At 69.4% G+C, this 12750-nt stretch carries 7 protein-coding genes; 6 read left to right on the top strand and 1 reads right to left on the bottom strand.

All coding sequences use genetic code 11. The features are described 5' to 3' along the window. The first annotated feature begins 68 nt into the window (after positions 1–68). Complete coding sequence (locus tag VGB75_13330; protein HEY0168017.1) at positions 69–4451, top strand: nidogen-like domain-containing protein; 4383 nt, start codon at positions 69–71, stop codon at positions 4449–4451. Positions 4452–4820: 369 nt separating this feature from the next. Beyond that, positions 4821–6080 (top strand): MalY/PatB family protein, encoded by a 1260-nt coding sequence (locus VGB75_13325; GenBank protein ID HEY0168016.1) that lies wholly within the window; start codon positions 4821–4823, stop codon positions 6078–6080. Between the two features lie 25 nt (positions 6081–6105). Here the strand turns inward: VGB75_13325 and VGB75_13320 are convergent, their stop codons facing one another. Beyond that, positions 6106–7266 (bottom strand): acyl-CoA dehydrogenase, encoded by a 1161-nt coding sequence (locus VGB75_13320; protein HEY0168015.1) that lies wholly within the window; start codon positions 7264–7266, stop codon positions 6106–6108. Positions 7267–7507: 241 nt separating this feature from the next. On the opposite strand from VGB75_13320, the gene VGB75_13315 reads away from it, so the two are divergent. The 4 genes from VGB75_13315 to VGB75_13300 all read left to right on the top strand — a co-directional run bounded on the left by VGB75_13315 (position 7508) and on the right by VGB75_13300 (position 12635). Beyond that, positions 7508–8830 carry a UDP-glucose/GDP-mannose dehydrogenase family protein gene (locus VGB75_13315; protein ID HEY0168014.1) on the top strand — a complete coding sequence of 441 codons (1323 nt, stop codon included), beginning with the start codon at positions 7508–7510 and terminating at the stop codon, positions 8828–8830. Between the two features lie 246 nt (positions 8831–9076). After that, on the top strand, positions 9077–9889 hold the full coding sequence (locus VGB75_13310; GenBank protein HEY0168013.1) for a class I SAM-dependent methyltransferase: 813 nt from the start codon (positions 9077–9079) through the stop codon (positions 9887–9889). A gap of 130 nt (positions 9890–10019) precedes the next feature. Then, positions 10020–11321 (top strand): DUF222 domain-containing protein, encoded by a 1302-nt coding sequence (locus tag VGB75_13305; protein HEY0168012.1) that lies wholly within the window; start codon positions 10020–10022, stop codon positions 11319–11321. A 384-nt stretch (positions 11322–11705) separates the two neighbouring features. After that, entirely contained in the window at positions 11706–12635 is a 930-nt protein-coding gene (locus VGB75_13300) for an aminoglycoside phosphotransferase family protein (GenBank protein HEY0168011.1), read from the top strand. The last annotated feature ends 115 nt before the right edge of the window (positions 12636–12750 follow it).

The following is a 12750-nucleotide window of genomic DNA, read 5'->3' as shown; positions in this document are numbered from 1 at the left end:
GACCGGGGTTCCCCGGATATGGTGCAATTCGGGCGCCCAAGGGTTCGGGCGTTTCTAACGGGGGTTTTATGAAGTCCACTGCTTGGCTTTCGCGCTTTGCCCTGTTCGTCGTCGTGATGGCGACCGTCGTCGAGCTGGCGCCCGCGTCGGGCGCCCAGGCGGTACCGTCCGCGGCGCCGTCGGTGGCGCCGGTCGCGGCCACCTCCACGGCGCCGAGCGGGTTGGCCGAGGATGCCGAGCCGGGTGACGAGCTCTCCGTCGCCCTCGCGCCAGCTGCCGGGGTCCGGGCGGTCGGTGACACGGTCGACGCCACGCTGACTATCACGCAGCACATCGGCGCAGCCTCCTACGAGGTGACCTCGCGTGCCTCCGGATCGGTTGCCGCCGGGACCGTCCGGCGCACCGTCGCCGCGGCCGCCGACGGAGTGGTCCAGACGCTGGCGGTGCCGTACCGCGTGCGGCGCAACGCGCGCGGCCGGCTCGACGTGCTGGTACGCGCCAAGGACGCCGACGGCCGGACGATCGCCAGCCGTCGGGAGGCGCTGTACCTCGGCGGCGACCGCGGCCGAGTGCTGCAGAGCACGAAGAGCAGCAGACACGTCCAGCTCCTCGCGCTCGAGGCGGCCGTGCAGGAGGGCCGGCTGTCCATGGCGGCCGCCGGCGCGCAGGCGCAGGAGCTGATCGTGGGCCAGCGGGAGGCGGTCCGCGTGACTGGGCTCGCCGCGGCGGCGGACGACATCACGGTGGGCGGCACGGTCTTCTACCGGGATGCCGACGGCGGCCCGCTGCACCCGATCCGCGACGCACGCGTGGAGATCCGCGACCGTGAGCCGGTCGGCTCGGTCCTCGTCGACGCGGTGCAGAGCGCCGATGACGGCTCGTTCAGCGTGAGCATCGACAACGACGACGGTGCGCTCGAGAACGGCCGCGACATCTTCATCCGCGTCCTCGCGCAGAACTCCGGCACGACGGTCGAGGACCAGGGGTTCTTCGGCGACACGACGTTCCAGATGGAGTCGACCGTCCACACCGACGCCGACGACGGCGCCGTCCTGCACGCGGCCTTCCGCGCCGACGACCCGGACTCCGACACGCACACCGCGTTCGCTGTGCACGACGCGCTCGTCACTGCGACGCGCTACGCCGCGGACCTCAACGGCGAGCGGCTGGACCACATCGAGGTCGAGTACCCGTACGGCGGCGGCTCCAACAACTACAGCGGCGGCGACCTGCACATCCGCCGCGCCTCGCCGTTCGACTGGGACGTCATCGGCCACGAGTTCGGGCACTACGTCTCGGACAAGATCAACATCGAGGACAACCCGGGCGGCTCCCACTTCATCGACGGCAACCTGTCCGAGACCGATGGCGACCTGGACAAGGACCGCGGCACGCGATTCGCCTGGGGCGAGGGCTGGCCGACGTTCTTCGGCACCGCGATGCAGGTCGAGCTTCCCGTCCCGGCCTCGCCGACCGTCGGCGACCTGCGCTACACCGCCAGCAACGGTGTCGACTACGGCATCGAGTCCGAGGCCGGCATGGCGAGCAACGGCGAGGACAACGAGGCGACGGCGACCCGCGTCCTCTGGGATCTCTACGACAGCAGCGTCAAGGGTGGCGTCTTCGAGTCGTTCGACGACGTGAGCCTGTCCGACCACGCGATCTGGGACCGGCTCGACGCGGGCGACGTCGAGACGCTCTCGGCGGCGTACCGGGCGCTCGTCGCCGGCCGGACGCCGCGCGAGCAGGCCGACTTCGGGTGCGTCGCTGCCGAGCACTCGGTCGGCCCCGCCCTCACCACCCCGTCGGAGGGCAGCTCGTTCCGCACGGACACGGCGCCGCGTGTCTCGTGGATCCCGGGCGGTGGCGGTCCGGCGTTCCGCAACAACCGGTTCGTCGTCGAGGCCTACGACGAGTCGTTCACCAACCGGCTGTTCGCCTCCGCCGAAACCGACCAGACGAGCTACCAGCTGAGCGACACCGACTGGCAGCTGGTCACCGGCGGCCTGGACCGCAGCGTCCACCTCGTCGTCCGCGGCCGGCAGATCAACGACCCGGTCACCGGGCCGTACGCGTCATGTGCCGTGCGCGTCAGCGTCGTGCGCACCGTCGACGTCAGCGCCGAGTGCCGGGCCACCGCGCTGCCGCCCAACGACGACAGCTCGACCGGCACCGTCGCGCTGCCCTTCCCGGTCAACTACTTTGGCACGACGTATACGCACACCTACGTCAACAACAACGGCAACATCACGTTCAACAGCCCGATGGGCACGTTCACGCCGTTCAGCATCAACGCGAGCACGCCGCCGATGATCGCGCCGTTCTTCGCCGACGTGGACACCCGGGCGGCCGGCTCGTCGCTGGTCACCTACTCAGTCGGCACGACGACGTTCCAGGGCCGTCGGGCGTTCTGCGTCAACTGGGTCAACGTCGGCTACTACTCCGGTCACACCGACAAGCTCAACAGCTTTCAGCTGCTGCTCGTCGACCGGGCCGACGTCGGCGTCGGCGACTTCGACATCGTGATGAACTACGACCGGATCCTGTGGGAGACCGGAGACTTCAGCGGTGGGTCGAACGGCTTCGGCGGCGTCTCCGCCGGCGCGGGCTACTCGGCCGGCACGGGCGAGGCGAGCAAGTTCTACGAGTTCCCCGGCTCGCGTGTCAACGGCGCCTTCCTCAGCCGTAACACCGTCACCGGGCTGACCAACGGGCGGCGCAACTCGATCGTCGACGGGCGCTACGTCTTCGACGTCCGCAACGGCGCGGCGCCGGCCGGCGGCCGGATCTCCGGCCGTGTCATCGACACCGCGACGCCACCCACCGCTCAGCCGGGCGCTCCGGTGCAGGTGTGCCCGGCGGCCGGCGGCCAGTGCGTCTACGTGACGCTGTCCGGCTCGGACGGCTCCTACGTCGCGTCCGGCATCCCGGCCGGGACCTACACCGTCACCGCGTTCCCGCCCGCGGGCTCGCAGCTTCGCAAGCGGTCGGTCACGGTGGAGCTCGGCGCGGGCGGCGCCAAGACCGTCGATCTGCTGCTCGAGGGCCCGGTCGGCCCGCCTGCCGGCAGCGGCATCTCGCCGTCGCGCGCCGGCGGTGACGGGATTCCGATCGTCTACTGGAACACCGCTCTGACTGTGTCGACGACCGGCTGCGCCGGTGGCTCGGCCCGCTGGTCGGTGACCGCCGGTGACGGCAGCGCCATCAGCAGCGGCGGGATGACCGAGGGCGCGGCCGGCAGCTACACGGGCACCGTCCCGCCGCTGTCACCCCGGTCCGGCCACGCCAAGGTGACGATGACCATCGACTGCCCGGGCGACCAGCCCGATCAGACGGTGTCATTCGACATCTACATCGACCCGAGCGGTTGGGTGCGCTCGCTGTCCGGCCGGCCCATCGCCGGCGCGACCGTGACGCTCTACCGAGCCGACTCGCCCAACGGCCCGTTCCAGGTCGTTTCCGACGGCAGCTTCGTGATGTCGCCCACCAACCGCGCCAACCCGTCGCTGACGGACGCCGCCGGGCACTTCGGCTGGGACGTCATGGCGGGCTACTACCAGGTGCGGGCCGAGAAGGCCGGCTGTCTGGCCGCCGACGGGTCGGCCTACGTCGAGAGCCGGGTCATGACGATCCCGCCCGCGGTGTTCGACCTCGACCTGCGGCTGGACTGCAACGAGGCGCCGACGATCACCGCCGAGAACGTGACGCTTGAGGGCAACACCATCGGCGGGTACGCCGGAGCACTCCCTGGTGTCACGGCGACCGACCCGGACGGCGACCAGCCGGTCGTGACCAACGACGCGCCTGGCGTCCTGCCGCTGGGGACCACCACGGTGCGGTGGACCGCTACCGACGCGGACGGCGAGTCGGCGGAGACGACGCAGCAGGTGACCGTAGTGGACACGACTGCGCCGGCCCTCACCTGCCCGGCCGACGTGATCGGCCTGGTCGGTCAGGCCGTCGTCGTCCCGGCGGCGCGGGCCACCGACGCGGTGGACGACGTGCCCGTGGTCAGCCACGACGTGCCCGTGGTCAGCCACGACGCGCCGTCGGCATTCGGTCCCGGGATCACGACGGTGACGCACACCGCGCGTGACGAGTCCGGCAACGTCAGCACCTGCGAGCATTCGGTCTGGCTGAAGTACACGTTCACCGGGTTCCTCAACGGGACTGTGCACCACGTCGACGACGCCATCGCCGGCCAAGCGCTGCCGTTCAAGTGGCGGCTGCAGGACTCGTCCGGCGCGTACGTGCAGAGCACCGCGACGGTGGTCAAGTACGGCTTCGATCTCACCGACGGCGTCTACCAGCTGCCGACGTACGACGCGGCGGGCGAGCACTTCGTCCTTGTCGCGAAGACTCCGCGCACGTGGGCGGGAACGTCCAAGACCTTCCGCATCGTCCTCGACGACGGCACCGAGCACACGATCCGGATCACCTTCCGGCCCTAGCCTGTGCGGCGAAGGAAGGCGGACGACTAGCCCTGTGTCAAGCCGCCTCGAGTTCGATCATGCTCGCACCGGGCCGAGCGGCCAACTACGGCGCCGACCTCCTCAGGCGTCGTCGAGGCGATGTCGTGCAGCGTGGTGTAGCTCCTGGACCTGGTGTGCCGTGGGGAAGCGGACGCAGGCGTGACGGATCGCGCCGAGCACGGGCTGAGTTCCTCTCAGGTGCCGTCCGGACAGCACTGCGGCGCCGAAGAAGGCGCCGAGCCAACAGCGGGCCCGCGCACGACGCCGTATACGGTGCCGAGCAAGTACGCCGACAGCGCCGTGGCTTTCCCCGCCACGAAACCACCGGCTCAGCGGAAGGCGCAGGAAATGACGAGCGAGACCGCAGGTCGCTTGGCCAACCCGCTGGAGCAGCTGAGCCTGCCACAGCTACGCCGGCGCTCCAGCATGAAATGGCAGACCCACCCCGAAGACGTGCTGCCGCTGTGGGTGGCCGAGATGGACGTCGTGCTGGCCGAGCCAATCGCCGACGTGCTCCGCGAGGTCATCGACCGCGGGGACACCGGCTACCCGGCCGGGACGGCGTACGCCGAGGCGCTAGCCGAGTTCGCGCAGCGGCGCTGGGGTTGGTCAGGCGTGGAGATTGCTCGCACCGCGATCGTGCCAGACGTGATGCTGGGCATCGTCGAGGTGCTCCGCCTCGTCACCGACCCCGGGGACACGGTCGTGGTGAGTGCCCCGGTGTACCCGCCGTTCTACGCCTTCGTCAGCCACGACGGCCGCCACGTCCTCGAGGCGCGCTTGGGCGTGGGCGGACGGGTCGACCTCGACACACTCGAGGAGACGTTCGCCCGGGCGCGGGCTCAGAGCCCTGGAGTCGCCTACCTGATGAGCAACCCGCACAACCCGACCGGCGTCGTGCACTCGCTCGCCGAGCTCGAAGGCATCGCCGCTTTGGCGCGGCGCCACGGGGTCCGGGTCATCTCCGACGAGATCCACGCCCCGCTGGTGCTGCCAGGCGCCACGTTCACCCCCTACCTCAGCGTCGACGGCGCCGAGAACGCCTTCGCCGTCACCTCCGCCTCGAAGGCGTGGAACCTCGCCGGCCTCAAGGCCGCCCTGGTCATCGCGGGACCGGAGTCGGCCTCTGACCTGGCTCGGATGCCCGAGGAGGTGAGCCACGGGCCCAGCCACGTGGGAATCCTCGCCCACACCGCGGCGCTGCGGCACGGGGAGCCGTGGCTGGACGCCCTGCTCGCCGGGCTGGACACCAACCGCGCGCTTCTGGGTTCCCTGCTCGCCGAGCATCTGCCGGCCGTGCGGTGGACGCCGCCGCAAGGCAGCTACCTGGCGTGGCTGGACTGCCGCGATCTCGGCGTGCAGCACCGCGACGGCGCCGGCAACGGTGGCAGCGATGCCGATGCCGACGGAGACAGCGGGAGGCCTGGGATCATCACCGAACTCGCCGGCCCGGCGCGCTTCTTCCTTGACGAGGCCCGAGTCGCGCTCAGCTCCGGGCACGTCTTCGGCGCCGGAGGCGCCGGTCACGTCCGCCTGAACTTCGCGACCTCAGGCGCCATTTTGACCGAAGCGGTGACCCGGATGGGCAGCGCGACGCCTCGGGGCTGACCACGTCGACTCCCGGCCGATGCGGCTACTTCAGGATGTTGCGGGCGATGACCATCCGGTTGATCTGGTTGGTGCCCTCATAGATCTGGGTGATCTTGGCATCGCGCATCATCCGCTCGACCGGGAAGTCCTCGGTGTAGCCGTAGCCGCCGAAGATCTGCACCGCGTCGGTGGTGACCTTCATCGCCACGTCTGAGGCGAAGGCCTTGGCTGAGGCCGAGTACCAGGTCAGCCCCGGCTCGCCCCGCTCTGCCTTCGCGGCCGCGGCGTAGATGAGCTGGCGGGCCGCCTCGGTCTGCATGACCATGTCGGCGAGCATGAACTGCAGCCCCTGGAAGTCGGCGATCGGCTTGCCGAACTGCTGCCGCTGCTTCATGTAGGCGATCGACGCGTCGATGGCGCCCTGGGCGATACCCAGCGCCTGGGCGCCGATGGTGAGCCGGGTGTGGTCCAGGGTGGCCAGCGCGGTCTTGAACCCGGTGCCCGGCTCGCCGATGATCCGGTCGGCCGGGATCGCGCAGTTGTCGAAGTGGATCTCACACGTCGGCGAGCCCTTGATGCCCATCTTGCGCTCGTGCATGCCGACCGAGAAGCCGGGGTCGTCCTTGTGCACCACGAACGCCGAGATGCCGCGGGCGCCCTGGGACGGGTCGGTCACCGCCATCACCGTGTAATAGGTGGAGACGCCGGCGTTGCTGATCCAGCACTTGGTGCCGTTGAGCACCCAGTGGTCGCCGTCCAGGAGGGCCCGGGTGCGCATCGCCGCGGCGTCGGAGCCGGCCTCGCGCTCGGACAGGGCGTAGGAGAACATCGCCTCGCCGGAGGCGACCGGCGGCAGCACCTGCTTCTTCAGGTCCTCCGACGCCGACAGCAGCAGCGGCACGGTGCCGAGCTTGTTCACCGCCGGGATCAGCGAGGACGACGCGCAGACCCGGGCGACCTCTTCGATCACGATGACCGTCGCCAGCGAGTCCGCGCCGACGCCGCCGTACTCCTCAGGGATGTGGGTGGCGTGAAAACCGGCCCGCACCAGGGCGGTCAGCACGTCGTGGGGGAACTCCGCCGTCCGGTCCACCTCGGCCGCTCGGGGCGCGATCTTGTCCTCGGCCAGCGAGCGCACCGCCTCGCGCAGCATGTTGTGCTCGTCGGTGAGCCGGTAACTGTCGAAATTCGGGTTGGACGCCATGGCGGTAAGCGTTCCCCATCGCCTAGTGGCTGCGCAACGATCTGCGCCCATTGTCACTGCCCTTTGTCGGGGACTTGTCACTGCCGTTTGTCGGGACCGCAGTCCGGGCGGGAGGGACGTTGACCGGCCTCAGCGCCGCGCGGGCCGGCCGGCGTCCGACAGCGGCAGCGGCCCAGGGCAATCAGCGGCTGTCCGGCGAGCGAAAACGGTGCTAGATCGCCGACGCGATAGCCTCGCACCCATGACTCAGCGTCCTCGCCTCTCGGTGATCGGAACCGGCTACCTCGGAGCCACCCATGCGGTGTGCATGGTCGAACTCGGCTACGACGTCATCGGCCTGGACGTAGACATCGCCAAGATCGAGGCCCTGCGGGGCGGCAAGATCCCGTTCTTCGAGCCCGGACTGCCCGAGCTGCTGGCCAAGCACATCGACTCCGGCCGGCTGCGGTTCACCACCGACTACGCTGAGGTGGCCGCATTCGCCGACGTGCACTTCATCTGCGTCGGCACACCGCAGAAGAAGGGCCAGTACGCCGCGGACCTGAGCTACGTCTCGGCCGCGTTCCGCTCGCTGGCGCCGCACCTGGACCGGCGGGTGCTGGTGGTCGGCAAGTCGACGGTGCCGGCCGGCACCGCGGTGCGGATGGCCAAGGTGCTGGCCGAGCTGGCGCCGAACAAAGAGGTAGAGCTGGCCTGGAACCCCGAGTTCCTGCGGGAGGGCTTCGCCGTCGAGGACACCCTGCGCCCGGACCGCCTCGTCTTCGGCGTGCACAGCGAGTGGGCCGAGCAGACGCTGCGCGCGGCGTTCGCGCCGGTCATCGAGGCGGGCACGCCGGTGATCGTCACCGACTTCGCCACCGCCGAGCTGGTGAAGGTGGCGGCGAACTCGTTCCTGGCCACCAAGATCAGCTTCATCAACGCGATGGCCGAGGTCTGCGAGGCCACCGGCGCCGACGTCACCCAGCTGGCTGACGCGATCGGCCACGACGCCCGGATCGGTCGGCGGTTCCTCAACGCCGGCCTGGGCTTCGGCGGCGGTTGCCTGCCCAAGGACATCCGGGCCTTCATCGCCCGGGCCGGTGAGCTCGGCGTCGACCAGGCGGTGTCGTTCCTGCGCGACGTCGACGAGATCAACCTGCGCAGGCGGGCCCGCACCGTCGAGTTGGGCCTGGACCTGCTGGACGGCTCGTACCGGGGCACCCGGGTGGCGGTGCTGGGCGCGGCGTTCAAGCCGAACTCCGACGACGTGCGCGACTCCCCCGCGCTGGACGTGGCGGCCGCGGTGGGCCGGCGGGGCGCCACCGTGCTGGTCTATGACCCCGAGGCCAACGGCAGTGCGCAGCGGCTGCACCCGGAACTCTCCTACGCGGCCTCGCTGGAGGACGCCGTCGAGCAGGCGGACCTGGTGATGCTGCTGACCGAGTGGTCGATCTTCCGGTCGATGGACCCGGACGTCATCGGCGCCCGGGTCGCGCAGCGCAACCTGGTCGACGGGCGCAACGTGCTCGATCCGAAGCAGTGGCGGGCCGCCGGCTGGGCCTACCGGGCGTTGGGCCGTCCTTAGCTTTCGACCGAGTTCACCGGCCCCAGGTCACAGGAGTTCAGTGGCGTGGCCTCAGCTGCCGCGCAGCGCCGAACGGGGCCACAGCACGCCTGGGGCAGGCAATTCGATCAACTCAGATAGCCGCCCAATCACTGAAATGCCTTTGGACGTCGCCATTCGCGCAACCGTTGTGAAGCCCAACCGAGCCAGTTATCCTGCGGATTATAAATCCGTTCAAGAGATTGCCCACATGATGCGGAGTGACCAGTGAACGCGAATAAGGCTCTATGGGAAAAAGGTGATTTCACCCGTCTCGCCGAAAGCATGAGGACCAGCGGCGAGGCCATCGTCGCCGGCCTTAAAATCACACCCGATCTCAAGGTCTTGGATCTCGGGTGCGGTGACGGGACCACTGCGATCCCGGCGGCGAGGCACGCCGCGCAGGTGGTGGGTGTCGATATCGCAGAGAACCTGGTCGCGGCCGGAGCGCGCCGAGCCGAAGAGCACGGGCTCACGAATGTGACCTTTCAGCAAGGTGACGCCTGCGACCTCAGCGGACTCGCCGATGACACATTCGACCTGGTCGTAAGCATTTTCGGCGCCATGTTCGCGCCGCGCCCGTTTGACGTCGCGAAAGAAATGGTGCGCGTGACCCGGCCTGGAGGCCGGATAGTGATGGGCAACTGGATTCCGGGTGACCCGACCCTGGTGGCGCAGATTCTCAAGATCAGCTCTGCGTACTCTCCGCCTCCGCCGGAAGGCTTTATCAGCCCGATGACGTGGGGGGTCGAGAAGAACGTCATAGAGCGATTCGGCGCCGCGGGAGTCGCTGAGAGCGACATCTCGTTCGCCAAGGACATCTACACCTTCGAGGCCGAGGGAAGCCCGTCAGATTTTCTGGCCACGTTCAGGACTTACTACGGCCCCACCATGAACGCCTACGAGGCCGCCGAAGCCAGCGGCCGGGTGGCGCAACTGCAGGACGAGCTCGAAGCGCTGTTCATCAGCCAGAACACCAGCACCACGGACACGGACACACGCATTCCCGCGACTTTCCTCCGCGTCACGGTGAACCTCTGAAGATCGCCGGCGTGAGCCCTGCCGCCTAGGCAGTGCCCCTGAACTCCTGGCTCGATGCTCGCCGCCTGTCTGTGGATAACTGAGCCGCAGAGTCAGAGAACTGTCGGACCGCTCGTCTACTGTCTGATGTATGACGGCAATGGCGACAGCAGCGGTGGGCTCGGCCGCTGTGCTGTGCGCCGACGTCACCGAGTTGATGGCGATTCCGCTGTCACCGTTGAGCGAAACCGAGTTGCTCGATCTACTGCGGTTGGCCGAGCAGGCGCGCCGTCAGCTTGAGCATCTCGATCAGCTGCTGATCGCCGAGGTCGAAGCACGCAACGTGCCGGCTCGTCACGTGCTGCGCGGCACGAGCTACTTTCTGGCCGGACTGCTCAACCTCTCGCCAGCAGAGAGCTCGCTGCGGACCAGGCGGGCCCGTGCGCTGGCGCCGCGGCTGTCCCTCACCGGCGACCTGCTGGAGCCGCTGCTGCCGGCCACGGCCGACGCCCGCGCCGCCGGAGCGATCACCGCCCAGCACGCCGACGTCATAGCGAACGCGATCGACAAGGTTCGCGGCAGCCTCAGCGCCGCCGAGGTGTCTGACGCCGAGTCCTTTCTGGTGGAGCAGGCTCAGATCTTCGACGCCAGAGTGCTGTCGGGCATCGCGCGGCGGCTGATCGACACCCTCTGCCCGGACGGCAGGCTTGCCGACGAGCGTGAGCAGCAGAGACGGCGGCGGCTGACCTGCCTGCCGAGCGGGGACGGCATGTACCGGATCAACGGTGATCTCGACAGCGAGACCGCCGCGCTCGCGCTGACGGTCCTGCACTCGCTCGCCGCGCCGAAGCCGACGGACGCGGGCGGGCCTGATGAGCGCAGCTCCGGCCAGCGGCTGCACGACGCGTTCCGGTCGGTGCTCAAGCTCGCGCTGCGAGCAGGCGAGTTGCCGACCAGCGGCGGGGTTCCGGCGACCGTGCTGATCACCATGACCGCCGAGCAGTTCGAGTCAGGCACCGGCCTGGTGACCAGCAGCTTCGACCAGTCGCTGCGTGTCGATCAAGCGCTGCGGCTCGCCGGCGAAGCCAGCATCGCCTGGGTGGTGCACAACAGCAGGGGCGGCATCCTCAACTACGGCACCACCCGACGGGTCGCCAGCGACAAGCAAACCCTCGCCCTGATCGCCCGTGACCAGGGCTGCGCCTTTCCCGGCTGCACCGACCCACCCGAGTGGACCGAGAAGCACCACATCACGCCCTGGGCGCAAGGCGGCTCGACCGACCTGGACAACCTGTGCCTGCTCTGCGACTTCCACCATGACCGGTTCGACAGGCAGGGCTGGCAGATCACCATGCTCGACGGCGTGCCCTGGTTCGTGCCACCAGCCTGGCTCGACGCCGAGCAGACGCCCCGACGCAACCACCGGTCGACAGGCGGCAGCGGGCGTCCTTGACCTCGGCCGTGTGAAAAGTGACCGCACATGCCGATGAGCGAGCCTGGGCTCGGATCTTGTCTCACGCACGCGAGCTGATGTTCCGCACGCCCCACAACGCTCCCAAGGGCGGGTAGTACGCCCTGTTCATCATCGACCGCGCGCTGGGCAAGCCCGTGCCTGCGGTCTTCGCGACCGGTCCGGTCGGCACGAACGTGGCACAAGGCTGGGACGGCAGGTACAACGAGGTCGCGGCCAAGTACCGGCGCAGCAGCTGACTGTCGCACTCGTCTTCATCGGCGCCAACGATCACCTCCACTGGGCGACCAAGCTCGCTGGATGAACGAGAGCCGGCTCGACGTGGGCCCCTTGTGGTCCTGGCGAAGCCGTCCCTAGCCTCATCGTGTGAAGGGCGACCTCGCGCACCTGGGCTCGCCGACCGGGCCGATGACCCGCGTCGAGGGCGGCTTCGGGAACCGGACGTACAGGCTGGACACCGACCAGGGGTCGTTCGCGGTGAAGGAGCTCAACCTCCTCGACCGCCGCTCGCCCTACCGCCTCGACGACGTGTTCCGGTTCGAGCAGGCAGCCTTCGCCGCCGGCATCCCGATGCCGGAGCCGGTCTTGGCCAGCCACGACACGCTCGTCCACCGCTGGGTCGAGGGCGAGAAGGTGCCGGAGGCAGCGGTGTCGACGGCCTACGCGTTCGAGCTCGGCGAGGTCCTCGCTCGCCTGCACGCGCTCGACGTGGAGTGGACCCACGTAGCCAGCCAAGACCCGACGCCGCGGGACTGGCCCGAGCTCGCCCGGAGAGCTGCCCTGACCGGACAGCCGTGGGCCGACGAGCTGGCGCGCAACGTCGAGAAGCTGCTTGCGATCGCTGGCTTCGTGGATGACTGCCCGCGACCGGGCCCGCTCGTGCTCACACACAGGGACATCCACCCGTGGAACCTGCTCGCGCGTGAGGGACGACCAGTCGTGCTCGACTGGGAGCTCTCCGGGACGCTCGATCTCGGCAGCGAGCTCGGCTCGACCGCGCTGAGCGTCTCCAAGGACCGCGGTTTCGACGCGATCGAGCCCGACACGTTCAGCGCGGTCCTCGACGGCTACGTCGCAGGGGGCGGGACGCTGCCGCCGTCGGGTCCCCACTGGTTCGTGTTCATGATCGGGGGGTGGCTGGGGCACACGCGGCGGAACGCCCTGCGCTGCCTTGCCGGTGTCGACGTCGTCGCCGGTCCCGACCTCGCGATGTCGCACGAGGTGGTGCACGACGGCGTACGGGGTCTGCCCGAGTTCTACGCCCGACTACCCCAGCTGGAGTCGCTGCTGCCGTAGGTCAAGGCGGTGCGGTGCCGTGCGGTGCGCTGCGTGGGGCAGGAGCGGAGGCGTCGCTCCGGCCTCGATGCCGGGCTGTGGCACCGTTACCGAGGCAGGGCACAGATGTGAGCGC

Origin of the sequence: Jatrophihabitans sp. (assembly GCA_036399055.1) — a bacterium.
Taxonomy (GTDB): Bacteria; Actinomycetota; Actinomycetes; order Mycobacteriales; family Jatrophihabitantaceae; genus Jatrophihabitans_A.
The sequence above is the reverse complement of the archived record's forward strand: the minus strand, read 5'-3'. Positions and strand labels throughout refer to the sequence as shown.